This is a genomic window from Acinetobacter sp. Li1LvA2, from assembly GCF_056156705.1.
The window spans coordinates 1-25,393 of sequence record NZ_JBSICF010000011.1 but is presented as its reverse complement, the minus strand read 5'-3'; the positions used below and the strand labels follow the sequence as shown (position 1 = coordinate 25,393).

The following is a 25,393-nucleotide window of genomic DNA, read 5'->3' as shown; positions in this document are numbered from 1 at the left end:
TTATAGAAAACCATCGATGGGATTTTCCCATCGGGTCGTCATCATATAGATTTTTCCTGCAAGATGATAGTCATTCCGCCTCGTAAATAATTTCAAAACGTGTTTACCCTAGTCATAATTGCATATAAGCATATATAAAATAGAGCTAATAGCCTGAAATATTGGTATTTATAAGACCCTGAAAATTTTCAAGACGGAAGACTTCTGTTTCAAAACTACCATCGTTTTTTAGACGAATGTAACGGTAGCCGGGAGCATTTTGGTCTAGGGCAAACTCATTACTAAACGGTTTAAACTGAACGCTTGTTGAGGGGGTCGAGAAAAATTCGATCCCTTGCCAAGTGTTTAGTGAGTCTTGGTGAACGTGCCCGCAGAGTAAAGCTTTTACATTTTTAAATGGACCTAATGTGGTAAGCAAAGCATTAGAGTTTTGTAACTTGTGATGATCAATCCATTTGGACTTCATGGCAAAAGGATGGTGATGACAAGCCAATAAAACAGGGTGATCTGAAAATTCTTCGAGTAATGCCGCTAAATTTTGTAGTTGTTCTGGCGACAGGTGCCCATTGATCTGACCTTTTACTGCACTATTTAATAAAATAATGCGCCAGTTTCCTAAACAAATGACCACAGGTTCCTGATGATTTTCTTTATGTAATGGAAAATGATCAACGTTATCATGATTGCCCAGTGTCTGAAAAAATGGCAGACCTAAGGTTTGCATATATTGAATATAACGTTTGTAGGTAATAGGCGTTGGTGCTTGAGCCAAATCTCCAGTATGGATAATGGCATCAGTTTCAGGATGTTTTTTTAGGATCTGTTGAATAATGGCATGAAAACTTTCTTCAGGATTCATCCCCACAAATTCTAAATGCGGATACTCCAATAGGTGGGTATCGGTAATTTGTATAATGACATGGTCTTTTTGTGAAAGTGTTGAGACTTGAAAAGTCACCGTCCTACCTCTTCGGGTTTATTATCGTTTTGCTGTGTTGGGCCAGCCATTGTAATGCCATAATGACAGGAGCATTTCTTAAACGTCCGCTGTCGAGTAGAGTCTGGATTTCACTATAATTAAATAAGTGCAGTTGAATATTTTCCCCCTCATCATCTACGCCAAAAACACCCCCTTCAGCGGGTAATTCAGTTTCGGCAACATAGAGATGAAATAACTCTGAGCAAGCACCAGCAGATGGATAAAAGCTAAATAGATGCTCTAAATTTTGAACTTCGCAACCTGATTCTTCAAGGCTCTCTCGTCGAATACAACTTTCTGGTGATTCATCACCATCTAACACGCCTGCAATTATTTCCAGCTGCCACGGTGATTGAGGATCATCTAAAGCCCCAACACGGAACTGTTCAATCAGTGCAAACTGTTGTTTTTGATCGTTGTAGAGTAGTACACCAGCTGCTTCAGGGCGATGAACGAGTTCACGCTGCAATACATGAGTATATTCAGATTGATTAAATAGACGATGTCGAAGGCTGACTTTTTCAACTTGAATAAAACCACGGAATAGAGATTCACGTGATGTTACTTCGACATCTTTAGATGTATAACTTGGACGTTCAACAATACTCATGATTCGGTCAGGACGAAATCTATTTATTTCATCCTAACCGAGAATCATGGCTAGGCAAGTGTTTTTTTTGAATATTTACACTTTGTGATACAGTTTTTGACCTTGCTCTTGATAAACCTCTTTCATCGCTTTGAGGCCTTCTTCAACCTCTGAATTGCTATTAGTGAGGTTGTTGGCATAGTCACGAACATTCTGGGTGATTTTCATCGAACAGAACTTTGGTCCACACATTGAACAGAAGTGAGCAGATTTATGAGCCTCTTTGGGTAAGGTTTCATCATGCATGCTACGTGCTGTGTCTGGGTCTAGACTTAAGTTGAACTGATCATCCCAACGGAATTCAAAACGTGCTTTTGACAAGGCATTATCGCGAACTTGAGCACCCGGATGTCCTTTAGCAAGGTCAGCAGCATGTGCCGCAAGCTTGTAGGTAATAATTCCGTCTTTAACATCTTTTTTGTTTGGTAAGCCTAAATGCTCTTTTGGTGTGACATAACAAAGCATTGCTGTGCCGTACCAACCAATCATGGCTGCACCAATTGCAGATGTAATGTGGTCATAACCCGGGGCGATATCAGTCGTTAATGGCCCAAGTGTATAGAATGGTGCTTCTTTACACACTTCTAGCTGAAGATCCATGTTTTCTTTGATCATGTGCATTGGTACGTGACCAGGGCCTTCAATCATGACTTGAACATCATGTTCCCATGCACGATGAGTAAGTTCACCTAGTGTTTTAAGTTCGCTGAACTGTGCTTCGTCATTTGCATCTTGAATACAGCCCGGACGTAAGCCATCACCTAAGCTAAATGAAACGTCATAAGCTTTCATGATTTCACAGATTTCATCGAAATGAGTGTATAGGAAGTTTTCTTCATGATGTGCTAGACACCACTGCGCCATGATTGAACCACCACGAGACACAATACCCGTTAAACGGTTTGCTGTAAGAGGTACGTAGCGAAGCAATACACCTGCGTGAATCGTGAAGTAGTCAACGCCTTGCTCAGCTTGTTCAATCAGTGTGTCTTTAAAGATTTCCCAAGTCAGGTCTTCAGCAACGCCATCAACTTTTTCAAGCGCTTGATAAATAGGTACGGTACCGATTGGAACAGGTGAATTACGAATAATCCATTCACGTGTTTCATGAATGTTTTTACCTGTCGACAAATCCATAATGGTGTCGGCACCCCAACGGGTTGCCCAAGTCATTTTGGCAACTTCTTCGTCAATTGAAGAACCAAGCGCTGAGTTACCAATGTTGGCATTAATTTTAACCAAGAAATTACGGCCAATAATCATTGGCTCAAGTTCTGGATGGTTAATGTTGGCAGGAATGATCGCACGACCTTCAGCAACTTCTTGGCGAACAAATTCAGGTGTAATTTCTTTTAAGTTTTTTGCACCGAAATTTTGTCCAGCATGTTGACGCATATCAACACCTTCACGCTGGCGCTGATTCTCACGAATTGCAATATATTCCATTTCAGGTGTGATAATACCTTGCTTGGCATAGTGCATTTGAGTGACATTTTTGCCAGCTTTAGCACGGCGTGGGTTTTGAATGTGAGCAAAACGAATGTCAGCGGTGCGAATGTCTTTTAAACGTTCTTGACCAAAAGTTGAAGTTAAACCAGAAAGTACGTCAGTATCGTTACGTTCTTCAATCCAGTTTTGGCGAACTGAAGGTAAACCTTTGTCTAAATCAATTTGAACAGTTGGATCTGTATAAACACCTGAAGTGTCATAGACCATAACAGGGGGATTATGTTCACCGCCCAGACCAGTTGGAGTATCTGTTAAAGAAATTTCTCGCATCGGAACCTGAATATCAGGACGAGAACCTTCAATATAAACTTTTTTAGAAGCGGGTAAGATGCGGGTTAAATCTTTTGCATCTTGTTCATGTTGTGCTGAAATTTCAGCAGAAGAGAGATTCGTTAACTGGTTCATTACATGATCCTTATGAATAACATCAACGAATCAAGCACGACCAAAAACGATGGCGGATTTATCTTTGCTAGATAAATTTAAGGCTTAAGTTTTCAGATGGCTTGATTCCTACGCAGGTCTTAACCTGATCAGGTTCAACGGTACTCATGTTCAAACTTGTGTTGCGATAACACGAAATTTACACAATCTCAGCGAGTTATTACTCGCGCTCCGTCAAGCGATTTACAGACTAACATGTTTTAGGTTGGGTGGCATTGTCAATTTGTATCTATACAAACCGCATCCATATGGCAGTCACGATAGACTTCAGTGTTCCATGGGGAGTCTAATTTTAATAGCTGCTCAAGTTGTTCATGAGTCATTTGATAATTTGATTTTTTATCGCCATTCTTATCAGTTAAATCTATTTTAAATTGCTTATTACGCTCCTCTACAGGCGTGGCAATAAACTTAAGAAATAGTTGAGCAGGTTTCGCTAAACTCGATTGGCTTTGTGTAGATAGAAACTGAATTTGTTGAAGTGCATCTTTATCAAACCATGTGTTCGGGGCATATTCATCTGACACAGGCGTATTATCGAGACCAAAAAAAATAAAATAGCGATATTCGTTAAAGAGTAATTTGGCGTCACTAATAAAGTGGCTCTTTGGATATTTTTGAATAAATTTTTCCCAAAACAATGCACGTTCAGTGAGTTCTTTCCAAGAAATAGCCAACGCACCATCGTTATAAAAAATATTTTGATTGTCTTTCGCCATACGAGTTAAGAACTCTTTTTGGTCTGCTGGTAAGGCTTTAGAAAAAACATCAACTAAATAGTTTGGCTGACGTCGATAGATAAACATGCCTTCACCTTGATAAAGAAGTTCAATGTAGGCTTGGCCTTCATGTTGAAGTAAATATTGATCACGCGGGCTCAGTTGGGCGAAGAGCTTTTTCTGACTTTGAATCACCTTTTTAAGGTCTTGTTGTTTATGTTCTAAAACGGCATAGCCAAATGCTTCAAACGCTCTGCCTGTTTTTTCAGTGTAGTCTTGTTTAATAAAACGTTGATACATGGTTGTTGATGCATCAATTAACTTAAGCTGTTCCTCATTTTTTAAAGAGGGAACACAAGTTTTAAGCTTTTCATTAATTTGATTTAAATCCTCTATTTTGCTGTTCTGATTAATCGTGTGCATAGCTACCATAATTTGTAAGCAGCTACTGTCTTGTTTTTGAGTTACCTTTTGCTCAGTTGATTTTTGCTCTTTAGATACGGCCTGATCTTGCTCTGATGTTTTACTACATCCAGCTAAAAGTAGTGCACTGCACATACTCATCAATAGAACTTTTTTCATCATTGTACTTTTATAGAAATTAATATTGCTCAAATTATAACGCTTAAAAAGATTGCATCATTGTTAGAAATCTTTATTATTAGGTAGGTCGGTCTACTTAAATTAAAGCTATGAATGATAAAACAGCAAGACAGAAAATTCTCGATGCAGCAGCAACCTTGTTTTATAACGATGGCATTACTGCAACAGGCATTAACTCGGTTACGACTAAAGCGGATGTTGCTAAAATGTCGCTTTATAATAATTTTTCTTCAAAAGGTGAGCTGGTTGATGCCTACATTGCTGCACGGCATCAAGAGTGGCTCGATCTCTATCAAACACGTTTAGAAAAAACAAAAACAGCGAAACAAGCCATTTTAGCTGTGTTTGATGCCTATCAAGACCATGCGGAATTTGCCTATGAAAAAGGCTTTCGAGGTTGCGGGTTATTGAATGCTGCGGCTGAGTTTCCTGCAAATAGTGCAGGGCGAAGTTCGGTAAGACAACATAAAGAAGAAGTTGAGGCTATTGTTGCTGAACATTTAAAAAAATTAATCCCAGAGTCACAGCGGATTAGCTATGTGGCTACGCAGCTTTCTTTTCTTTTAGAAGGTTCTATGGCAAGAGCAGGCTTAGAAGGAAACAGTCGTCAACTTCTATTAGCAAAACAAATGGCAGAAGATATTTTAAATAGAGAATGTCCACATGATTAGCCTCATTAAAAATAGTAGCTATGGAGGCACAATTGCAATTTTAGTTGCCTCTGTTTTGTGGGGAACAACAGGTACTGCGGCCGCATTTGCACCAACACTTGGCCCACTCGCTATTGGTGCGGTAGCGATGGGCGGTGGTGGTCTTTTACAAGCTTTGGTTGCATCACGAGCGATACGTGAAAACCGACAATTTATAAGAGAAAATCTTTTAATACTGTTTTTAGGTGTAGTGGCGGTTGGTATTTATCCTTTGGCCTTTTATTCCTCAATGCATTATGCGGGCATTACGATTGGTACCGTGGTTTCAATTGGTACTGCTCCATTGATCGCAGCAATTTTAGAGAAATTCTTTGATCGCAAAGCCTTATCAGCTATCTGGTTTCTAAGTTTTGTGTGCGGTGTGCTTGGCGTAACAATGTTGTCGATGGGTGAAAGTCATGTGGTTCTAGACGGTACAAATCAATGGAATAAATACTTTGGTATTTTTCTTGGGCTTGTCGCAGCTACAACTTATTCACTTTATTCATGGGCTGCAAAAAGATTAATCGATCGCGGTATTGCCTCTAAAGCTGCAATGGGCATGATTATGGGTGGGGGGGCAGTTATTTTGCTTCCTACTTTGTTGGTTACAGGTGGTGGGTTATTACAAAGCTCAACCAATTTACTTGTGGCTGGCTATATGATGCTGATTCCTATGTTTTTGGGTTATTTACTTTTTGGATTTGGTTTAAAAACAGTAAATGCCAGCAAAGCGACGACCTTAACTTTATTTGAACCTTTAGTTGCTGCGATTTTTGCGATTGTGTTGGTGGGTGAGCATGTTTCATGGTTGGGTTGGATAGGCATGCTTTTGATTTTTATTTGTATTTTAATATTGTCAAAAACTGATAACGCTTAAAAAAACTAAAACTTTTAATGGCTTGAGTTTGATTCGAATTTTTCTTAGTCTTAAAGGCAAGTTTTATCGTTGATTTGAACAATGAAAATAAAATTAATGGTCGCTGTTGGCCTTTGGAGTTTTGCATCTTCGAGTTTTGCTCTAGATTTGGTTGAGACTTATGAGCGCGCAAAACAAAATGATCCGACATGGCAAGCTAATCAACAACAATTTGAAGCAGATCAACTTAATTTAGGCTTGGCAACGGGAGCGTTATTACCCACCGTTACACTGTCTGGAAACATTACTCGTAATCGACAAACTGTAAAACGTTCAAACTTTCCGGGTGTTGACCAAGAAGGACTTTCTGATGCTTTGGTGAGTAATACTTCAACGACTCGGCAAGCGACCTTAACAGCACGTCAGCCATTGTTTCGAATGGATGCTTGGGAAGGTTATAAACAAGTTAAAACTTCGGTTGCCTTAAGCGAAATTACCTTGAGACTACAAAAACAAGATCATGTTTTAAATGTAGCAGAAGCCTATTTTAATGTTCTGCGTCAGCAGGCACTCAGTGTTGCATACTTACAAGAAGAAAAAGCGTTGCTTGAGCAGCTGAATATGATGAATGCCAAACTCAAAGAAGGTTTGGTGGCACGTAGTGATGTGAGTGAAGCAAATGCCCAATATCAAAATGCGAGAGCTAATCGTATTTCAACCAATGTTCAATTACTTTTGGCCCAAGAGCAGCTGTCTGAATATATTGGTTCTTATCAAGATAAGCTTGCTGTATTACGAAGTGACTTTATTTTTCAAAAACCTTATCCAGCAGAACTTAATGATTGGATTTCTTTGGCCCAGCAAAAAAATCTAAAGATCCAGCAAGCACGTTTACAACAACAATATAGTGAAGATCAGCGCCGTGTAGAAAAAGCCGCGCTTTATCCTCAAATAGATGCTGTGGCAAGCTATGGCTATACCAAACAGACCCCAGAGACTCTTATTTCGACTGACGGAAAATTTGATCAGGTTGGGGTAGAAATGAACTGGAATTTATTTAATGGTGGACGGACCCGAACATCAATTAAAAAGGCGACTGTAGAGGCCAGTAAAGCTCAGGCTCAACTTGATGCAGCCATCCGTCGTGCCAATGTTGATGTGAAAAGTGCATTTATGCAGGTTGATACGGACCAAGCCAAACTCGAAGCAAGAAAAGCTGCAATGGATTCATCTTCTTTAGTTTCTCAAGCCTCGAAAGCGAGCTATAACGAAGGCTTAAAAAGTATGGTTGATGTTTTATTGGCCCAGCGTAATGCTTTTTCTGCAAAACAGGATTATCTTAATGCTCAATATGACTATTTATTAAATGTGCTTCGTTTAAAAGCTGCGGTAGGCCAGCTCGGTGAAAAAGATCTGGTTGAGCTTAATAGCTGGTTAACGTATCAGTAATAAAATGCTTTTATCTGAAATTTAATTTTGTCATAAAAACTTAATGATTGCTGTGTTTTAATGCTCAATCATTTTATTCCTGCGCCATCATGTTGGAGGCTTCCCTTGAGTCCAAGTAATCCGGTGTTAACCCATCATATTTCTTCTCAATTTAATGAAGATTTGCAAGATGTAAACACAAAGTTTATGACCATGGGTGGCTTGGTCGAGCAACAGGTTGCCAATGCAATTCATGCTTTACTTGATACAGATGCAAATTTAGCGATTGATGTTCAATTTAAAGATAATGCAGTCAACCAATATGAACGTGATATTGATGAAGGCCTGACGCTAATTTTAGCTCGTCGTCATCCAGCAGCGATTGACTTGCGTATGGTTATTGCCATGAGTAAAGCCAATACTGACCTTGAGCGTATTGGTGACGAAGCTGCAAAAATTGCCCGTATTGCACAGAACCTTTGTGAAGAGGGTGGTTCGCCTCGTGGCTACATGGAAACACGTCATATTGGTAACCAAGTTCGTGTCATGATTCATGATGCTCTTGATGCTTTTGCACGTTTAGATGCAGATCAAGCTTTACGTGTACTTTTAGCCGATGCTGACATTGACCGTGAATATCAGTCAGCAACGCGTACATTAATGACTTACATGATTGAAGATCCACGCCACATTGCTCGTGTGATTAATGTCATGTGGGTTTTACGTTCTTTAGAGCGTATTGGTGACCATGCACGTAACATTGCTGAGCAAGTCATTTATATGGCAAAAGGCTTTGATGCTCGTCATACCAAAATTGAAGAAATTGAAGCTAAAGTCCACGAAAAGTAATTTTGAGCTGAAATATTTAAAAGCCTTGTTTAAAACAAGGCTTTTTTATTTTTAAAAATAATAGATAAAAAAATGTCCCGAACTTTGGGGGGAAGTTCAGGACAGAAAATCAAGTGCTTAAACACGACAGGGATCGTGTTCTTCTTGCTATGAATTGATATTAAGTTTTTTGCTTTTTGATGTCATGTAGAGTCCTGTTCGCTCTATGTAAGGCTTTTTATGCTTGTGTAAGTTTCACGTAAAAAAAGGCGGGTCTATGTGTATAGGACCCGCTTTTTTAATGATGAAGAAGCTAAAACAAACCGATTATTCTGGTTTCCAGCCTTCAGCTTTTTCTACGCTTTCATCATTGTTAAAGAACTTCTCACGTTGTTCTTCAAGGAACTTCTTCGCATCTGGTTCAAACACGTTTAAGCGTTTTTCATTAATCAGCGTAGTTTGGTGTTTTAACCATTCTTGCCATGCTTGCTTAGAAACATTTTCAAAAAAATCTTGGCCTTTAGCACCCGGGAAAGGAGCGAAGTCTAAACCTTCCATTTCCTTTTGATATTTGCGGCAAAATACTTGTCGACTCATGGTTTATCCTTAAGCGTATAACTGTTCTAAACGTGTATGGGCACGAGCAATCGCAGCTTCAACCTGTTTTGGTGAAGTTCCGCCAATATGATCACGTGCATTTACAGAAGCTTCTAGTGTTAAGGCTTTATCAAACACATCTGCTGTAATTAAGTCAGAGAATTGTTGTAATTGCTCAAGTGTTAATTCAGATAAATCTTTTTCTTCTGCAACACCTAATGCAACAGCTTTACCTACAATTTCATGAGCATCACGGAAAGCAACGCCTTTTTTCACTAGGTAGTCCGCAAGATCGGTTGCAGTTGAGAATCCACGAAGTGCAGCTTCACGCATGATTTCAATATTTGGAACTAATGCAGGAATCATATCTGCGAAAGCCATGAGTGAACCACGAACCGTATCGATTGCATCAAATAAAGGTTCTTTGTCTTCTTGGTTGTCTTTGTTGTACGCCAATGGTTGACCTTTCATGAGCGTAAGTAAGCTAATTAAGTCACCAAATACACGGCCAGATTTACCACGAATAAGTTCTGGAACATCCGGATTTTTCTTCTGCGGCATGATTGAAGAACCAGTACAGAAACGGTCAGGAATGTTCACAAATTTGAACTGTGCAGAAGTCCAAAGAATCAGTTCTTCTGACATGCGTGATAAATGCATCATGATCAGTGCTGCAGCAGCATTAAATTCGATGGCAAAGTCACGGTCAGATACAGCATCAAGAGAGTTTTCAGATACAGCTTCAAAACCTAAAAGTTCTGCTGTATAAGCACGGTCAATCGGATAAGTTGTACCGGCAAGAGCAGCTGAACCAAGTGGCATGCGGTTAACGCGCTTACGACAATCTTGAAGACGTTCGGTATCACGCACTAACATTTCAAACCATGCTAACAAGTGATGACCAAAAGTCACAGGCTGAGCAGTTTGTAGGTGTGTAAAGCCAGGCATAATTGTATTTACATTTTTGGCAGCCAAGCCTAATAAGCCTTTTTGTAAACGTTCTAATAATTTTAAAATATCATCAATTTCGTCGCGCAGGTAAAGACGAATATCAGTTGCAACCTGATCGTTACGGCTACGGCCAGTGTGTAATTTTTTACCTGTAATACCAATACGTTGAGTCAAACGTGATTCAATGTTCATGTGAACATCTTCAAGATCGATGCGCCACTCAAAGTTTCCAGCCTCAATTTCTGAGCGAATGGTGCTTAAACCTTCAATAATGTCATCGCGTTCTGCTTCTGTGAGTACGCCAACTTTCGCAAGCATGGTAGCATGCGCAATCGAACCAGCGATGTCTTGTTTATAAAAACGTTGGTCAAACTGAACAGAGGCGGTAAATTCGGCTACAAAAGCGTCCGTCGCTTCAGAAAAACGACCACCCCACATACCTGAGGTTTGGTCTGGGGTTACTGAATTAGGGGGATTTGAAGATGTGGTCATGGTGGCTCAGTAAAATAAAAAAGAGTATATCACTTGCCGAAGCTCAACAAACAAAGTTGTTTCCTACAGCATACCGAAATCAAAATTCTTTCTATTTTTTTACGAAAAATGGGCGTTGGCAACACTTATTCGAATTAATTATCGCAAGTAATGTTTTGGCACTGGTCTTGGCATTGGCTGAAGCGCAGTCTTGGCAAGCCTTGAGCGGGGGGAGACTTTTACAATACATCGTTTTTATTAATTGGGTAATTTTATCCTTTTTTGCTTTAGTTGAACGCTTTCAAGGTTTTTTTAGCAGCTTGCGTCAAGAATTTGCCTTAGCTATTGGTTTTGTCATGCTGCAAGTTATTGTTGTCTTGACCACCTTAATAAGTAATTTTTTTCAGTTTGGTCTTTTAAATAAACATGCTTCTTTAACGCAGGGCTGGAGCATTTATTTTACCAATGTGCCTTTATATCTAAGCTATGGAATATTACTCGGGGCTTTCTGCCTACGTTATTTATATGTCAGAGAACAGTGGTTACATCAGCAATATGCAGAATTAAATGCCCGTATTCAGGCCATGCAAGCACGAATTCATCCTCATTTTTTATTTAATAGTCTAAATAATGTAGTCAGTTTAATTACGATAGATCCAGATAAAGCAGAGAGCATGCTTATTAGCCTGTCACGTTTATTTCGTGCCAGCTTTCAAGAATTGAAATTGGTGAGTCTGCATGAAGAAATCGAGCTAAGTAAACAATATTTAATGATTGAACAGGTCCGTTTGGGAGAACGCTTAAAAGTAGATTGGAAAGTCGAGCTTTCACCTGTGCAACTCAAACAGATCACCATTCCTTTATTGACATTACAACCTTTGTTAGAGAATAGTATTTTTCATGGGGTAGAACCAATGATGGGTAAGGCAACCATAGGGGTATTGGTTGAAATATTGCAAAATCAGGTCAGTATAGTCATTACCAACCCATATACAGACGATACAATAAATTCAAGGAAAGGGCATGGAATCGCGCTTGAAAATGTTAAACAGCGCCTGAAAGCATATTATGGGAGTTCCGTAAGATTTCAGGTTTATAAAGGTGAAACCTTATATACCACCATTATGAGCTATCAATATCAAACAAAATAATAAGTTAGTCAGAGTTAACCATAAAAAAATGGATCAAGTTAACGGTGACAAGGAGGATGAATGAAGGTGCTGATTTGTGATGACGAACCACTTGCAGTGGAGCGATTATCACGTTTAGTTTCAAAGATGGGACATGAAGTTGCATCAACGGCTCATCATGGACAAGAAGCCTTGGAACAGGCGCGGCTTCATCAACCGGATGTAATTTTACTTGATATTCAAATGCCAGGTATGAATGGTCTTGTCTGTGCGGAACAGATAAGTCAGCTCAATCCTCGACCTGCGATTGTATTCTGTACAGCCTATGACCAACATGCATTGGAAGCATTTAAGTCTCAAGCTCAAGCTTATCTTCTTAAACCAATTGATCCTCAAGAGCTTGAACAAGTTTTTAGTCAATTGACTCAGCTTACTCAAGCACAGCTCAATGCTTTACCACAACATGATTTTTTACATGATCTAAAAACACAACGACATCAAATTGCTGCAAAAACCTATCGTGGGGTTGAGCTAATTCCAGTTGAAAATATCTATTATTTTTTAGCCGATCAAAAATATGTCACGGTGCGTCATCAAAATGGCAGTGTATTAATTGATGAAACTTTAAAAGAGCTTGAAACCGAATTTGCAGATCAATTCATTCGTATTCATCGAAATGCCTTAGTTGCAGTTGCATATTTAGATGGACTAGAGCTCGTTAGCTCTGGGCAATATCAGGTTCGTTTACGTGGCTTAGATGAGCGACTTTCGGTGAGTCGTCGACATTTATCTATGCTTAGAGAGCGGATCCATCAGCTCTAAAGTTAAAAAGAGTTATCTTGGGCGTGCGAGATTTTACTTGCAATTTTAAGGGATCAAGTTAAGTTTAGGGTGTATTGTTTGACCAGCCCATGCTTGAATTTATGAAAACCTTGAAAATTGCTACACGACAAAGCCCACTTGCTCTCTGGCAGGCAGAATATATTCGTGCCCGATTACAGGAGCTTCACCCAGATTTAACGGTGGAGTTGGTTAAATTTGTCACGCAAGGCGATAAAATCTTAGATACGCCTTTAGCAAAAATTGGTGGGAAAGGGTTGTTTGTTAAAGAGTTAGAAGCAGCACTTTTAGATGGGCGTGCAGATTTAGCTGTACATTCAATGAAAGATGTCCCGATGGCTTTGCCAGAAGGTCTAACCTTGGCAGTAATTTGTGAACGTGAAGATCCATTAGATGCTTTCGTTTCAAATCAATTTGAAAGATTTTCCGACCTCCCTCAAGGTGCAAAAGTAGGCACATCAAGTTTACGCCGTAAATCCCAAATTTTAAAACAACGTCCTGATTTGCAAATTATTGACTTGCGTGGAAATGTGGGCACACGTTTAGCGAAACTAGATGATGGTCAATACGACGCTATTATTTTAGCTAGCGCTGGTTTGAAGCGTTTAGGATTGTCAGAGCGCATTCGTCATTGTTTAACACCAGATATTAGTTTGCCTGCGGTGGGCCAAGGTGCGTTGGGCTTGGAATGCCGTGCAGCTGATCAAGATGTATTAGCTTTAATTCAACCATTATTGCACGAAGAAACAGATGTTTGTGTACGTGCTGAGCGTGCTTTTAATGCCTATCTTGAAGGTGGTTGTCAGGTTCCAATTGCAGGTTATGCCACACTACAAAATGGACAAATCCATATTGAAGGTCGTGTCGGAAGTCCTGATGGGCAAACATTATTACGTGCTGAACTGACAGATGAAGCTAGTAATGCTCATCAACTGGGTGAAAACCTTGCTCGAAACTTACTTGATCAAGGTGCGGGTGAGCTCTTAAAGGCTCTCTACTAAACCATGTTGTTTATTAATACTCGACCTGATTCTCGTGCAGCTGAATTAACAGATGCTTTGCAAAATGAAGGTTATCAGGTTGAGTCTTTACCTCTTTTAGAACTTGTTGCCAAACCCTTTTCCGAACATTTATTTCAGCTTTACCAACAATTAGTTAAAGCACAAGCTATTGTTGTGGTCAGCCCAACTGCTGTTGATGTGGGGATGCAGTACTTAATACAAAGTGGTTTAAAGCTAGATGACTTAAAACATATTCAGTGGATTGCGGTCGGGCAGGCTACTGCTAATCGCCTTCATGAATATGGCGTTGACACACATATTCCAGATGTGGAAACTTCTGAGGGAATGTTAAACCTACCGATTCTTCATAATATGAAGCAGGACGGTAGTGTCGCTTTCTGGCGAGGAGAGGGTGGACGTCAATTTATGATGGAAACTTTGCAGCAGCAAGGCATTCAGATTTTAAATTTCGTTTTATATCATCGGCAATGCCCAGAAACCTCATATTCTACATTCAAACATCTGACACAGAATTCAAATTATAATTTACACAAATGGCTCGTCTTAATTACCAGTGAGGCCAGCTGGAAATATTGGTTAGAGCTTTGTTCAAAAAATAATGTACAACCTGATTGTGTATATCTGGTTTTAGGACCACGCCTTTTTCAAATTGTTAAAGAATATCGCGATCAACAACAGGCTCATTTTCACATTATTCAACTTGAAAATTTATCGCCTTCGGGGATGATTCATCACATTCAGGCATTATAAGGATTCGTATGAGAAAACTTGTTTCTATCATCATTTTACTGGGCATGGCTTGGTTGGCTAAGCTCAGTTACGATATGTGGCAAATTTCTCGTACTGTTCCTGAGCTTAAGCAAAGTCTGCTTCAATCAGAACAGCACTATGCCAATCTAAATGATCAATTGGTTGCTTTACAGCGGCAATTACAGAATCAACCTGTAAATACAGGCGATAAACTAAGTTCGGTAGCTCACCCAGATGCTCCACCGACAGGTATTGCTCCTACAGTTTTAATTAAACAAAAGTTAGATTTAATTCAATTTGCAATTGATCAGCAGCAATTGATTTATGCAGTTGATCAATTAAATCAGTTGCAGCTATCTCTCGTGCACTATGAAATTGCTCCCGCATTGCAACATAGTTTGAGCCAATCGCTTGAGCAGGATAAGCAAGCAGTTCAACAATTCACTTTGGCTCAAAATCAGCGCCATCAATTGATCGATGATTTATTACAGACGATTGATAAAAATATTCAGCAAGCTTTAGCTCAGCCTAAGCTTGAGATGGATCAATCCGAGTCTGTATCTTGGTGGAAAAGATGGTTCCGTATAGAAAAAGTAGAAACGCCGTCTATTAATTTAATGAATCGAAGTGTGGTGCTCAAAGAAGTGCAATTAAGATTATTAATTGCTGAACAGGCACTCAATCAAGGGAAAATGACAGAGTACCAAAACGAGTTGCAATCTGTGATGCAAAAGCTAGATGAAATGCCTGATGCAACGAGTCAGCAGTTAAAAAAACGTATTGCTAAAGTGGCACATTTATCTGTCGTGCCTGTTCCTAAATTATCTACACTTGGTCTAATTGGCTCATAAGGAGGAAATATGAAACACCTCCTGTCGGTTTATTTCGTAATTAGTTTAATACTCTTTGCCGCTTTAGCTTTATTGAGTTATGGCTATGGAATGGGGTATGTCTACATTTACTGGCGACAATTGCAGTTGCAAACAAATGTCTGGGGTTTAACTCTAGCTTTTGTGGTCATGAGTTTTATTGCGCAACTCGTCTGGCTTTGGGTTAAACGTTATTCCTCTCGCGAGCAGAGGAAAAGTGAAAACATCTTCCAGTTTAAAAACCTTCATCCCTATGAACAATTAGGTATTGTCTGGTTATTAGAGGCCGCCGAAGATCAACGTGTATTTATTGAACGTGTTTTTACTCAGTCAGCGCTTTTAAAAAATATTATTGATGCCAAATTTCTGGTTTTAAGTGGAGACTATCCAAAAGCATTGGCTGCTTTAGATCAATCACCGCCTATGGCATTTGAATTGGCAGAGTTAGAACGAATCGAAATCTTTTTAGCCCAAAACGAAGCTGAACGTGCATTAACTCATCTTGAGTTTTTATACCAGCATCAGTTATCGCCTTGGCTTGAGGAAATAGAAACAGCCTACCAGCAACGATTAACAGCGTTATGGGGGCAATTGGCGCTGCAACACCCATGGGTGTATTTACGGTCAATGAAGTATGGTTTGCTAGATGCTGAGCACCGTGATTTATGGTTACAGCAACTCCTTCAGCAGTTTGATGAAGCTTCTGTTGATGATCTGCATGCTTTGCAACAACGTTATCTAGATTTAGAGTCTGAAATTCAAACTCGACCTTATAGCAGTAAGTTGTTATGGCTCAAACTATTGGCGCGTATGCCTGATATGAGCATGCAGCACGCAGCCTTAACACTACACTTATTAAAAGAACAGTTCGATCCAGAAGTGTTTTATCTGTGGTTTCAGCAACAACTGCTTAAACAGGTTCCAGACTATGCAGATGTCGAAGAAAAAATTATCGAGTTTGAAAATCAATATATGAATTTGCCTGTTTTAACCTTTGCAAAATGGCATGTCTATATGGCAACTGGACGACAAGCAGAGGCTGAAACATTATTATCATTATATCCAGATAATATTTTAATGAGCTATTTGCGTATTAAGTCTACGCTTAATGAAGATGAAGTGTTAATCAAACAGTTAAACCTAATCTTTGAAAATGATGCGAATTTTTTAAAATTTAAAATATGAGGCAAAAATGAAAGAACTGTCTGTCTACCCGATAATATATGAACAGAAAGTAGCGTGGGGAGATATGGACGCTTTCGGTCATGTCAATAATGTACAATATTATCGATATATTGAAAGCTCACGTATTTTATATATGGAAGCAATAAATATATTAACCCCACAATTATATACCGTTGTAGCCTCAAGTCAGTGTAAATATTTAAAGCCAGTTTTTTATCCAGATGTATTGAAAGTCGGTGTTCGTGTGGAAGAGCTCCGTAATAGTGCATTCCGTATGGCTTATATATTATGGAGCGAAACACAACAACAAATCGTAGCTACTGGTGAAGCGGTTATGGTCTGCGTAGATAAATTAACAGAACGAAAATGTGAAATACCTCAGGAAATAAAACAAAAAATTATTGAACTAGAAAAATCAGTAGGACATGACTTAATACATTTATCTTAAATAAATATTAATAAAATATATTTCATTTATAATTGATAATGTAATTAAAAGGTAATTTTTTTAGTTATTCTGATGAACATGGCTTTCAAACTATTGCTTATTTAATAGATTATAAATAATATTGGTCTTGATTTTATGTTTTTAAATTTTGTCTATATTATTTTGAATTGTCTGTAAGACTGGAGTATTTATTAATGAAACCGGATATCAGTGAATTATCTGTTGAAGAGTTAAAACGCTTACAAGAAGAAGCGGAAGCTTTAATTGCAAGTAAAAAAGATCAAGCAATCGAAGATGCTTATAATCAAATTATCGAGATCGCTGAAAATGTAGGTTTTAGTGTTGAACAACTTCTTGAGTTTGGCGCTCAAAAACGTAAGAAAACAACACGTAAATCTGTTGAGCCACGTTACCGCAACAAAAACAATTCTGAAGAGACTTGGACTGGTCGTGGTAAACAACCACGTTGGTTAGTTGCTGAAATTGAAAAAGGCGCAAAACTTGAAGATTTCTTAATCTAATCGTATTGCCGATTTAAAAAACCAGGCAGATTTGCCTGGTTTTTTATGCATAAAAATAACTAAAGTGTGTTTTGAAAATTATTTAAGAAATTGGGTGTTTGGATTCATCTTTAAATAGATTGTTGAGATCAAATTTGCATTTAGTTCTTTTAGTACTAGGTTTTCATGATTTTGTCATACGTTCAACTTATAGTCTTAATACCGAAGCCAAGCCCGATTGCTTGGTTTTTTTATATGAAGTGAATTGGCGATGTTGAAAAAGTATGCATAATGTCAGACTAGGGAGCTACTCTCAAAATAAGGACGATAATTTGCATGTTGGTAAGGCTGAATGAAGAAAAAGTCTAAGCAATGGAAGTGGTGGTTATTTGCACTCATTGCATTTTTAATTTTTATTATTTTACAGATCCCGGCGACGTGGCTAATTTCTAAATTTTCAAAGAATAATCAAACTCTACACAATGTAAGTGGAAATATCTGGCAAGGCCAAGCAGATTGGCGGCGTGGTACTTTGAGAGGCTCGATTCATTGGAAAACTAGACCTCTTGACCTGTTTTTATTACGGTTCGCTGCTGATGTAGATATCCATAGTGGAAATACCCAATTATCTGGGGTAATGGGCTATGGCGTAGGTAAAAAAGTAATTGTAAAAGCTATGAATGGTCAGGTTGCGCCTGAAACATTAAAACAAATTGTGAACTGGCAATGGCCTGTGAATAGTATCCAGTTAAAAGATATTAATTTTAGTTATAAAAAAGAGCAGGGTTTCGCCGCAGTTGACGGTCAATTGCATTGGGGTGGCGGTGCTTTAATTTATAATATTGGTGATCGTCAAGATCGGATGAATATGCCTTCTTTAACTGGGCAACTAACAGATCAAAACGGTCAACTACAAGTTGATATACGTGATCAACGCAGTCAAAAAATGGCGAATCTTTTATTAGATGCCAACATGATGCTTGATGTGCAGCTTACGCAAAGATTATTACTGAATATTCCATCTTATGATGGAAAAGCTGGTTTAGATACATTTGTCATTAGTTCTCGTCAGCCCTTAATACAAGGGGGTAACTAATGAAAGTGTGGATTGAGAAATTACAGCATCTACAATGGCAAAAATTAGATCGGTTAAGTGTGGTTGTATTTGCCGTTTTAATTCTATGGCTGTGCTGGAAATTGGCTTCATTATTTTGGTGGGTGATTGCACCTCCTCAAATGATGCAGTTTGATCGGGTAGAGTTAGGATCACAGCAACCACAAATTCCTAACATTAGTACTTTTTCGCTTTTTAATGAACCTTCAGCCAATGCAGCTCAGGAAAATGTCAACCTAGAATTACAAGGCGTGATGCTGGGTTATCCGAACCGTTTTTCTTCGGCTGTTATTAAGCTTGATAATACTGCTGACCGATATCGGGTGGGAGAAACAATAGGTTCTACCTCTTATCAGTTGGCAGAAGTTTATTGGGATCACGTGATATTGCGTCAAGGTAATGGAAGTACGCGTGAACTTCAGTTTAAAGGCTTGCCAAACGGTTTATATCAACCTATGACGCCAGATGTCTCGCAACCAGCTGCTACTGCGCCTCAGTCATCGGCACCAGTTAATACGACTCAAGAGGCGTTAGGACAGGCTATTCAGCAAATGCAGGGGAACCGTGAACAATATCTACGTGATATGGGTGTAAGCGGGAACTCAAGCGAAGGTTTTGAAGTTACAGAACGTACACCCACTGCGCTTAGAAATAAGTTAGGTTTAAGGCCGGGTGACCGGATTGTTTCCTTAAACGGTCAAACGGTTGGGCAAGGACAAACGGATGTGCAGTTACTTGAACAGGCTCGTCGAGCTGGGCAAGTGAAATTAGAAATAAAACGTGGTGATCAAGTGATGACCATACAACAAAATTTTTAGTGATAACACGTCACCATAAGAGTTAGGAATTATCGCAAGTTATGGCTTTATTGAATCATCAACGTCCACTTTGGGCATTACTTGCAGCTGCCCCATTGATTGCGACAGTGAGTAGCAGCGTTTATGCCCAGACATGGAAGATCAATTTACGTGATGCTGACTTAACTGCATTTATTAATGAAGTTGCAGATATTACGGGGAAAAACTTTGCAGTAGATCCGCGGGTGCGTGGCAATGTCACAGTAATATCGAATAAACCACTTAATAAAGATGAAGTTTATGATCTGTTTCTTGGGGTCTTAAATGTAAATGGGGTAGTGGCAATTCCTTCTGGGAACACCATCAAACTTGTGCCAGATAGTAATGTTAAGAATTCGGGAATCCCTTACGATTCTAGAAATAGACTGCGTGGTGATCAAATTGTCACTCGAGTCATTTGGCTTGAAAATACGAATCCAAATGATTTAATTCCAGCACTTCGCCCTTTAATGCCGCAATTTGCACATATGGCTGCGATAGCAGGGACTAACGCGCTGATTGTTTCGGACCGAGCTGCAAACATCTACCAACTTGAAAATATCATTCGTAACCTCGACGGTACGGGGCAAAATGATATTGAGGCAATAAGTCTCCAATCGAGCCAAGCGGAAGAAATCATTACTCAACTTGAGGCAATGAGCGCTACGGGAGCATCTAAAGATTTTAATGGGGCCCGTATCCGTATTATTGCAGACAACCGAACGAATCGTATTTTAGTAAAGGGCGATCCTGAAACGCGTAAACGTATTCGCCATATGATTGAAATGTTAGATGTGCCTTCAGCAGACCGTTTAGGTGGCTTAAAAGTTTTTCGATTAAAATATGCAAGTGCAAAAAACTTATCTGAGATTTTGCAAGGCCTCGTAACAGGACAAGCTGTTTCTTCGTCAAATAATAATAGTTCTTCTAACTCATCGAATCCGATCAATAATTTGATGGGTAATAACCAAAATTCCAGCTCAAATACCTCTGGTTCAAATGGGGGCTCGATTTCTACACCATCTATTAATTTAAACGGTAATTCAAATAATAGTAATCAGAACAGTATCTCTAGCTTTAGCCAAAATGGTGTGAGTATTATTGCGGATAATGCCCAAAACTCGTTAGTGGTTAAGGCCGATCCTCAATTAATGCGTGAAATTGAATCTGCGATTCAGCAGCTTGATGTTAGACGTCAACAAGTTCTGATTGAAGCTGCAATTATTGAAGTTTCAGGGGATGATGCGGACCAACTTGGAATCCAATGGGCGCTAGGTGATTTATCTAGTGGGATTGGTTTACTTAGCTTTAGTAATGTTGGGGCTAGTTTATCTTCTATTGCTGCTGGTTATTTATCGGGTGGCTCGGCTGGGGCAGCATCCGCTATTGCTGGGGGAGCCAATAAAGGTAATGGGGCAACTTTGGCTCTGGGTAATTTTGAGAATTCCCGTAAGGCTTACGGCGCATTAATTCAAGCGCTTAAAACCAACACCAAATCAAATTTGCTTTCGACACCATCTATTGTGACGATGGATAATGAAGAGGCTTATATTGTTGTCGGTCAGAATGTGCCCTTTGTAACAGGGTCAGTCACTACGAATAGTACAGGTATTAATCCCTATACAACTGTTGAACGTAAAGATGTGGGTGTGACATTAAAAGTTGTTCCGCATATCGGTGAAGGTGGTACAGTGCGTTTGGAAGTAGAGCAAGAAGTCTCTGCTGTTCAAGACAGTCGCGGGCAAGCAGCTGACTTGGTAACAAGTAAACGTGCTATTAAAACTGCTGTTTTGGCCGAACATGGACAGACAGTGGTCCTTGGTGGTTTGGTGTCGGATGATACGTCACTTTCAAGACAAGGCATACCTGGGTTGAGCAGTATCCCTTATGTTGGGCGATTGTTCCGATCAGATAATAGAAGCAATGTAAAACGCAACCTTCTCGTTTTTATCCACCCAACGATTGTAGGTGATGCAAACGATGTGCGCCGTTTGTCTCAGCAGCGCTATAGTCAACTTTATAGCTTGCAATTAGCGATGGATAGAAATGGCAATTTTGCCAAATTGCCTGAACAGGTTGATGATGTCTATAATCAAAAGATGACACCGCCAAGTATTAGCTCTCAGCCAAAAAATTATCAGCAAGTTCCTTCAGGTGGCAAAAGCTCGACAGTAACAACACCTGTAGCTGTAGAGCCATCGGTTCAAAGACAAACCTTACAGTTGCCTGAACCTGAAGTTAATCGTACTAAAAATACCGTAACAACAACGACACTGCGTCCAAGCACAGCACCGTAGTAGCATGTTATGATTGATAAAAAATGAATAGGACATACGCATGACTTGGAAATTACAAGCAATTACTGGCGAAATTACTGGCCAAGAAATTAATGTTGATCGTGATATGTTAGTTGGGCGCCATCAAGATGCTGATGTATTATTGCAAGCCGCTGAAATTTCACGTCGCCATGCTGCATTGCTTCTAAAAGATCAAGTGCTATGGGTGCAAGACCTTAATTCATCGAATGGCACATTTGTAAACGATATTCGTATTGAACAAGAAAAGCAGCTGCATGATGGTGATATTGTTCAATTTGCTAGCTTTAAATTTTCTGTATTAGCGCCTGCAAAAGAAATATTAGAGTTACCCGAAATCGAAGCAGAACCAGTGCAAACTGCTGCACTAACACAAGACTTAAGTGATCAAGGAATGCCAAGTCTTGCAGAGCGTGCTGCAGAAACAGAAGTTCGTCGCGATGGTATGCCACAGAATGTTTCTATACCAAAGCCTGCACCTATTCCAGAGGGTGTGGATGTCAATGTAAAACAACCATCACCTGTTGCCTTTGAGGAGCCTGTTTCTCGTGTTGCTGAAGAAAAAGAGCAACAGAAGAATGCCTCAGTTGGTTTAATCACTATTATTATTTTAGTAATTTTAGCTTTATTGGCATGGTTATTCTTTAAATAATCCGTTGCTGCTTTTACAATCAAGGCATGCTAAACGCATGCCTTTTAAATTTTGAGAAGAAGAAGATGTCTGTTGCACAATTAAGTAAGCGCGATTTAATTTTATTTGATCTAGATGGAACACTAGTTGATTCTGCTGCTGATTTATATAGATCAATGAATTTAAGTTTACAAGAATTAGAATGGCCTTTAATAACAGAAGCCCAGATCCGAGCATGGGTGGGTAAGGGAGTGTCTAAACTCTGTGAAAGTGTTCTGCTTCATATTTTTGGAAAATTAGATGCTGAACAGCATAAAGTTCTCTTGCAGAAATTTGTTGACATATACGGTGCGGAACTTTGTGTGAATACTCAAATTTATCCGGGTGTAACTGAGTTTTTAAAGTATTGTAAAACTTTGAATATACATATGGCATGTGTTACCAATAAGCCTGTGCAACTTGCTCAAGGCTTACTTGATGCATTAGAACTTTCTTCTTATTTTCAAGTTGTACTTGGAGGCGATAGCTTGCCGGAGAGAAAGCCACATCCATTACCTTTGTTGCATTGCATGCAAAGTCTAAAAATATCTGCGTCACAATCATTAATGATTGGCGATTCAAGTAATGATATTGAGGCTGCGCGTCGTGCGGGAATTGATTGTATTGTGGTTAGCTATGGCTATAATCATGGAGAAAATATCTATGATTGCAAACCTCAGCAAGTGGTTGATAGTTTGACTGAGTTAATTATCTAATGAGTGAAATGGAGATCAGCATGAATAAGCGTATGGTTTTTCGATGGCGTGTCTAAATCGAAACTAGAAAAACACACTTTTAAATCGAAACCATATTAGAGAAAAATTCATGACTACTTTAGCGCAATTCGAACAGCTTAAAGCATCAGGTTACAACACTATTCCAGTTTATCGTCAGCGTTTAGCAGATACGGAAACACCTTTATCTGTTTTTGCTCGTTTTAAGGAGCAAAAACAAGCTTATTTATTTGAATCGGTTGAAGGTGGTGAAAACTGGGCGCGTTACTCTATGATTGGTTTGGGTGAATCGACAGTTTTTTCATGCAATGCAGGCGTTTTATCGATACAGCATGCTGATGGTTCGATCACACAAGAAGATTGTCTAGATCCATTTGAATATATTCGTGAATTCCAGAAGCAATTTACAGTTCCACCAGCTGAGCTTTTACCAGACTTACCAAGTTTTACTGGCGGGTTGGTTGGTTATTTAGGCTATGATGCAGTTCGCTACATAGAGCCACGTTTAAAAAATGTTCCTGCGGCTGATCCAATTACATTGCCGGATTTGTGGTTAATGCTATCAAAAACGGTCATTGTCTTTGATAACCTTAAAGATACTCTATTTTTAATTGTTCATGCCGATACAGCACAGCCAAATGCTTATCAAGATGCGCAGAAAAAGTTAGATCAATTGGAACAGTTGTTGGCTACACCAGTTAGTTTGCAAGCTAAGCCGCATACACCCCCACATTTTGAATCGATTACAGGTAAAGCGAAATTTCTTGAGACCATAGAGAAGGTTAAAGAATACATCCGTGCAGGCGATGTGATGCAGGTTGTTCCTGGGCAACGCATGGTTTCTGATTTTGATGGTGAAGCTTTACAGGTTTATCGTGCTTTGCGTCATTTAAATCCTTCGCCTTATTTATTTTTGGTACAAGGACAAACCATTACAGATAAAAAGCCATTTCATATTGTAGGGTCATCACCAGAAATTCTTTCTCGCCTCGAAAATGGTATTGCGACAGTACGTCCGCTTGCAGGTACCAGACCTCGTGGAAAAACTAAAGAAGAAGATATTGCTTTAGAAAAAGACTTACTTTCTGATGAAAAAGAAATCGCAGAGCATTTAATGCTGATTGACCTTGGTCGAAATGATGTTGGGCGAGTTTCCAAAATTGGGAAGGTCCAAGTGACTGATCAAATGGTGATTGAACGCTATTCCCATGTCATGCACATTGTTTCAAATGTACAAGGTGAAGTGCGTGATGATATTGATGCACTAGACGTATTTAAGGCAACTTTCCCAGCAGGTACTTTATCTGGCGCACCGAAAATTCGTGCAATGGAAATTATTGACGAAGTAGAGCCTGTGAAAAGAGGTGTTTTTGGTGGGGCAGTGGGATATTTAGGATGGCATGGTGAAATGGATATGTCGATTGCAATCCGTACGTGTGTAATCCGTGATAAAAAAGTGTATGTACAGGCTGGAGCGGGCTTAGTTGCTGACTCGAATCCAGAATCAGAATGGAATGAAACCCAAATAAAAGCTCGCGCAGTGATCAAAGCGGTTGAATTATCGTCAAACGGATTGATTTTATGAGTTTTTAGCAATTTTTTTTAAAAAACTGCTTGCATCGTTTGGAAGTTTTGCTAAACTGCACACCGTTCCGATACGAAACGTACGAAACACTAAGAATCGCCGGCATAGCTCAGTTGGTAGAGCAACTGACTTGTAATCAGTAGGTCCACAGTTCGAATCCGTGTGCCGGCACCATCTAAAGTGTGAAGTTGTTAAGTGTAGGATAACACTGAAATAAGTGTGATATGGTGAGATTCCCGAGCGGTCAAAGGGGGCGGACTGTAACTCCGCTACGAAAGTTTCGAAGGTTCGAATCCTTCTCTCACCACCATTAACTTCGATTGAAGTGCTAAGTATACCAGCATCGTGCGGGAGTAGCTCAGTTGGTAGAGCGGCAGCCTTCCAAGCTGCATGTCGCGAGTTCGACCCTCGTCTCCCGCTCCATCGAAGGATAATCGCTCTTATAGCTCAGTGGTAGAGCACTCCCTTGGTAAGGGAGAGGTCTCGAGTTCAAATCTCGATAAGAGCTCCAGATACAGTTTAGTAGATTTTCTACAAAGATTTAAAAAGCAGGCTTATTAGTCTGCTTTTCAAGTATTGGGTGTTTGATTTTTTAGGCGATATGTCGATGCTGAGTCTTGCTCAGAATTGTGTTCGACGTAAACGAGGACTATAAACATGGCTAAGGCT

General features: G+C 39.5%; 24 protein-coding genes, 4 tRNA genes and 1 riboswitch. Of the genes, 22 read left to right on the top strand and 6 right to left on the bottom strand.

Annotation, left to right across the window (positions count from 1 at the left end):
- Nucleotides 1–145: 145 nt before the first annotated feature.
- The 4 genes from cpdA to ACS604_RS17180 all read right to left on the bottom strand — a co-directional run bounded on the left by cpdA (nt 146) and on the right by ACS604_RS17180 (nt 4,885).
- Nucleotides 146–958: a 3',5'-cyclic-AMP phosphodiesterase gene (gene cpdA, locus ACS604_RS17195; RefSeq protein WP_004795136.1), complete on the bottom strand. Its 813-nt coding sequence runs from the start codon at nt 956–958 to the stop codon at nt 146–148.
- A gap of 4 nt (nt 959–962) precedes the next feature.
- Entirely contained in the window at nt 963–1,589 is a 627-nt protein-coding gene (locus tag ACS604_RS17190) for an NUDIX domain-containing protein (protein WP_004795135.1), read from the bottom strand.
- 75 nt (nt 1,590–1,664) lie between these two features.
- The gene (gene thiC / locus ACS604_RS17185; protein WP_049838274.1) at nt 1,665–3,542 is read right to left on the bottom strand and encodes a phosphomethylpyrimidine synthase ThiC; all 1,878 of its coding nucleotides are present in this window, start codon (nt 3,540–3,542) and stop codon (nt 1,665–1,667) included.
- An 88-nt stretch (nt 3,543–3,630) separates the two neighbouring features.
- Nucleotides 3,631–3,765: riboswitch (TPP riboswitch) on the bottom strand.
- A gap of 34 nt (nt 3,766–3,799) precedes the next feature.
- Nucleotides 3,800–4,885 carry a hypothetical protein gene (locus ACS604_RS17180; RefSeq protein ID WP_474772367.1) on the bottom strand — a complete coding sequence of 362 codons (1,086 nt, stop codon included), beginning with the start codon at nt 4,883–4,885 and terminating at the stop codon, nt 3,800–3,802.
- A gap of 107 nt (nt 4,886–4,992) precedes the next feature.
- Here ACS604_RS17180 and ACS604_RS17175 point away from each other — a divergent pair, with 107 nt between their 5' ends.
- From ACS604_RS17175 to phoU, 4 genes are all read left to right on the top strand, one after another.
- A complete protein-coding gene (locus tag ACS604_RS17175; protein ID WP_474772365.1) occupies nt 4,993–5,574 on the top strand; it encodes a TetR/AcrR family transcriptional regulator in 582 nt (193 codons plus the stop codon).
- Nucleotides 5,567–6,472, top strand: a complete 906-nt coding sequence (locus ACS604_RS17170) for a DMT family transporter (protein WP_474772364.1) — start codon at nt 5,567–5,569, stop codon at nt 6,470–6,472. The genes ACS604_RS17175 and ACS604_RS17170 overlap by 8 nt, the downstream gene beginning before the upstream one ends.
- 81 nt (nt 6,473–6,553) lie before the next feature.
- Nucleotides 6,554–7,900, top strand: a complete 1,347-nt coding sequence (gene abuO / locus ACS604_RS17165; RefSeq protein WP_474772363.1) for a multidrug efflux outer membrane protein AbuO — start codon at nt 6,554–6,556, stop codon at nt 7,898–7,900.
- 105 nt (nt 7,901–8,005) lie between these two features.
- Nucleotides 8,006–8,728, top strand: a complete 723-nt coding sequence (gene phoU / locus ACS604_RS17160; protein WP_151964613.1) for a phosphate signaling complex protein PhoU — start codon at nt 8,006–8,008, stop codon at nt 8,726–8,728.
- A 306-nt stretch (nt 8,729–9,034) separates the two neighbouring features.
- On the opposite strand, the gene ACS604_RS17155 is transcribed toward phoU, so the two are convergent.
- Nucleotides 9,035–9,304 carry an oxidative damage protection protein gene (locus tag ACS604_RS17155; protein ID WP_004795121.1) on the bottom strand — a complete coding sequence of 90 codons (270 nt, stop codon included), beginning with the start codon at nt 9,302–9,304 and terminating at the stop codon, nt 9,035–9,037.
- A gap of 9 nt (nt 9,305–9,313) precedes the next feature.
- A complete protein-coding gene (gene argH, locus ACS604_RS17150; protein ID WP_002121138.1) occupies nt 9,314–10,747 on the bottom strand; it encodes an argininosuccinate lyase in 1,434 nt (477 codons plus the stop codon).
- Between argH and ACS604_RS17145 the strand changes: the two genes are divergently transcribed.
- The 18 genes from ACS604_RS17145 to ACS604_RS17060 all read left to right on the top strand — a co-directional run bounded on the left by ACS604_RS17145 (nt 10,738) and on the right by ACS604_RS17060 (nt 25,235).
- On the top strand, nt 10,738–11,877 hold the full coding sequence (locus tag ACS604_RS17145; RefSeq protein ID WP_474772362.1) for a sensor histidine kinase: 1,140 nt from the start codon (nt 10,738–10,740) through the stop codon (nt 11,875–11,877). The two genes, argH and ACS604_RS17145, sit on opposite strands and share 10 nt — an antisense overlap.
- Before the next feature lie 60 nt (nt 11,878–11,937).
- The gene (locus ACS604_RS17140) at nt 11,938–12,678 is read left to right on the top strand and encodes a LytR/AlgR family response regulator transcription factor (protein WP_474772361.1); all 741 of its coding nucleotides are present in this window, start codon (nt 11,938–11,940) and stop codon (nt 12,676–12,678) included.
- Between the two features lie 101 nt (nt 12,679–12,779).
- A complete protein-coding gene (hemC, locus tag ACS604_RS17135) occupies nt 12,780–13,697 on the top strand; it encodes a hydroxymethylbilane synthase (RefSeq protein ID WP_474772359.1) in 918 nt (305 codons plus the stop codon).
- 3 nt (nt 13,698–13,700) lie between these two features.
- Complete coding sequence (locus ACS604_RS17130) at nt 13,701–14,468, top strand: uroporphyrinogen-III synthase (protein ID WP_474772358.1); 768 nt, start codon at nt 13,701–13,703, stop codon at nt 14,466–14,468.
- A gap of 8 nt (nt 14,469–14,476) precedes the next feature.
- The gene (locus tag ACS604_RS17125; RefSeq protein ID WP_474772357.1) at nt 14,477–15,319 is read left to right on the top strand and encodes a hypothetical protein; all 843 of its coding nucleotides are present in this window, start codon (nt 14,477–14,479) and stop codon (nt 15,317–15,319) included.
- A 9-nt stretch (nt 15,320–15,328) separates the two neighbouring features.
- The gene (locus ACS604_RS17120; RefSeq protein WP_474772355.1) at nt 15,329–16,522 is read left to right on the top strand and encodes a heme biosynthesis protein HemY; all 1,194 of its coding nucleotides are present in this window, start codon (nt 15,329–15,331) and stop codon (nt 16,520–16,522) included.
- Nucleotides 16,523–16,529: 7 nt separating this feature from the next.
- Nucleotides 16,530–16,970 (top strand): acyl-CoA thioesterase, encoded by a 441-nt coding sequence (locus ACS604_RS17115; RefSeq protein ID WP_023274336.1) that lies wholly within the window; start codon nt 16,530–16,532, stop codon nt 16,968–16,970.
- 194 nt (nt 16,971–17,164) lie between these two features.
- Complete coding sequence (locus ACS604_RS17110; RefSeq protein WP_002053185.1) at nt 17,165–17,491, top strand: H-NS histone family protein; 327 nt, start codon at nt 17,165–17,167, stop codon at nt 17,489–17,491.
- A 331-nt stretch (nt 17,492–17,822) separates the two neighbouring features.
- Complete coding sequence (gene gspN / locus ACS604_RS17105) at nt 17,823–18,566, top strand: type II secretion system protein N (RefSeq protein ID WP_474772354.1); 744 nt, start codon at nt 17,823–17,825, stop codon at nt 18,564–18,566.
- Nucleotides 18,566–19,402 (top strand): type II secretion system protein N, encoded by an 837-nt coding sequence (locus ACS604_RS17100; protein ID WP_474772353.1) that lies wholly within the window; start codon nt 18,566–18,568, stop codon nt 19,400–19,402. Before gspN ends, ACS604_RS17100 begins: the two co-directional genes overlap by 1 nt.
- Before the next feature lie 41 nt (nt 19,403–19,443).
- Nucleotides 19,444–21,717, top strand: a complete 2,274-nt coding sequence (gene gspD / locus ACS604_RS17095) for a type II secretion system secretin GspD (RefSeq protein ID WP_474772352.1) — start codon at nt 19,444–19,446, stop codon at nt 21,715–21,717.
- Between the two features lie 40 nt (nt 21,718–21,757).
- Complete coding sequence (locus tag ACS604_RS17090) at nt 21,758–22,387, top strand: FHA domain-containing protein (RefSeq protein ID WP_174731720.1); 630 nt, start codon at nt 21,758–21,760, stop codon at nt 22,385–22,387.
- Between the two features lie 65 nt (nt 22,388–22,452).
- Nucleotides 22,453–23,121 carry a phosphoglycolate phosphatase gene (locus ACS604_RS17085; RefSeq protein ID WP_474772351.1) on the top strand — a complete coding sequence of 223 codons (669 nt, stop codon included), beginning with the start codon at nt 22,453–22,455 and terminating at the stop codon, nt 23,119–23,121.
- Between the two features lie 109 nt (nt 23,122–23,230).
- A complete protein-coding gene (trpE, locus tag ACS604_RS17080) occupies nt 23,231–24,724 on the top strand; it encodes an anthranilate synthase component I (RefSeq protein ID WP_474772349.1) in 1,494 nt (497 codons plus the stop codon).
- 98 nt (nt 24,725–24,822) lie between these two features.
- Nucleotides 24,823–24,898: transfer RNA gene (locus tag ACS604_RS17075), tRNA-Thr, on the top strand.
- A gap of 52 nt (nt 24,899–24,950) precedes the next feature.
- Nucleotides 24,951–25,034 (top strand) — tRNA-Tyr (locus ACS604_RS17070).
- Between the two features lie 37 nt (nt 25,035–25,071).
- Nucleotides 25,072–25,147 (top strand) — tRNA-Gly (locus ACS604_RS17065).
- A gap of 13 nt (nt 25,148–25,160) precedes the next feature.
- A tRNA-Thr gene (locus tag ACS604_RS17060) sits at nt 25,161–25,235 on the top strand.
- The last annotated feature ends 158 nt before the right edge of the window (nt 25,236–25,393 follow it).

Excerpts from the sequence above, each read along its gene's own strand:
- ACS604_RS17155 (WP_004795121.1), bottom strand. The coding sequence starts at position 9,304 with ATGAGTCGACAAGTATTTTGCCGCAAATATCAAAAGGAAATGGAAGGT.
- gspD (WP_474772352.1), top strand. The coding sequence starts at position 19,444 with ATGGCTTTATTGAATCATCAACGTCCACTTTGGGCATTACTTGCAGCT.
- ACS604_RS17090 (WP_174731720.1), top strand. The coding sequence starts at position 21,758 with ATGACTTGGAAATTACAAGCAATTACTGGCGAAATTACTGGCCAAGAA.
- ACS604_RS17115 (WP_023274336.1), top strand. The coding sequence starts at position 16,530 with ATGAAAGAACTGTCTGTCTACCCGATAATATATGAACAGAAAGTAGCG.
- ACS604_RS17085 (WP_474772351.1), top strand. The coding sequence starts at position 22,453 with ATGTCTGTTGCACAATTAAGTAAGCGCGATTTAATTTTATTTGATCTA.
- ACS604_RS17120 (WP_474772355.1), top strand. The coding sequence starts at position 15,329 with ATGAAACACCTCCTGTCGGTTTATTTCGTAATTAGTTTAATACTCTTT.
- ACS604_RS17130 (WP_474772358.1), top strand. The coding sequence starts at position 13,701 with ATGTTGTTTATTAATACTCGACCTGATTCTCGTGCAGCTGAATTAACA.
- ACS604_RS17170 (WP_474772364.1), top strand. The coding sequence starts at position 5,567 with ATGATTAGCCTCATTAAAAATAGTAGCTATGGAGGCACAATTGCAATT.
- hemC (WP_474772359.1), top strand. The coding sequence starts at position 12,780 with ATGAAAACCTTGAAAATTGCTACACGACAAAGCCCACTTGCTCTCTGG.
- ACS604_RS17110 (WP_002053185.1), top strand. The coding sequence starts at position 17,165 with ATGAAACCGGATATCAGTGAATTATCTGTTGAAGAGTTAAAACGCTTA.
- argH (WP_002121138.1), bottom strand. The coding sequence starts at position 10,747 with ATGACCACATCTTCAAATCCCCCTAATTCAGTAACCCCAGACCAAACC.
- abuO (WP_474772363.1), top strand. The coding sequence starts at position 6,554 with ATGAAAATAAAATTAATGGTCGCTGTTGGCCTTTGGAGTTTTGCATCT.
- thiC (WP_049838274.1), bottom strand. The coding sequence starts at position 3,542 with ATGAACCAGTTAACGAATCTCTCTTCTGCTGAAATTTCAGCACAACAT.
- ACS604_RS17180 (WP_474772367.1), bottom strand. The coding sequence starts at position 4,885 with ATGATGAAAAAAGTTCTATTGATGAGTATGTGCAGTGCACTACTTTTA.
- ACS604_RS17175 (WP_474772365.1), top strand. The coding sequence starts at position 4,993 with ATGAATGATAAAACAGCAAGACAGAAAATTCTCGATGCAGCAGCAACC.
- ACS604_RS17190 (WP_004795135.1), bottom strand. The coding sequence starts at position 1,589 with ATGAGTATTGTTGAACGTCCAAGTTATACATCTAAAGATGTCGAAGTA.
- trpE (WP_474772349.1), top strand. The coding sequence starts at position 23,231 with ATGACTACTTTAGCGCAATTCGAACAGCTTAAAGCATCAGGTTACAAC.
- ACS604_RS17125 (WP_474772357.1), top strand. The coding sequence starts at position 14,477 with ATGAGAAAACTTGTTTCTATCATCATTTTACTGGGCATGGCTTGGTTG.
- gspN (WP_474772354.1), top strand. The coding sequence starts at position 17,823 with ATGAAGAAAAAGTCTAAGCAATGGAAGTGGTGGTTATTTGCACTCATT.
- ACS604_RS17145 (WP_474772362.1), top strand. The coding sequence starts at position 10,738 with ATGTGGTCATGGTGGCTCAGTAAAATAAAAAAGAGTATATCACTTGCC.
- ACS604_RS17100 (WP_474772353.1), top strand. The coding sequence starts at position 18,566 with ATGAAAGTGTGGATTGAGAAATTACAGCATCTACAATGGCAAAAATTA.
- ACS604_RS17140 (WP_474772361.1), top strand. The coding sequence starts at position 11,938 with ATGAAGGTGCTGATTTGTGATGACGAACCACTTGCAGTGGAGCGATTA.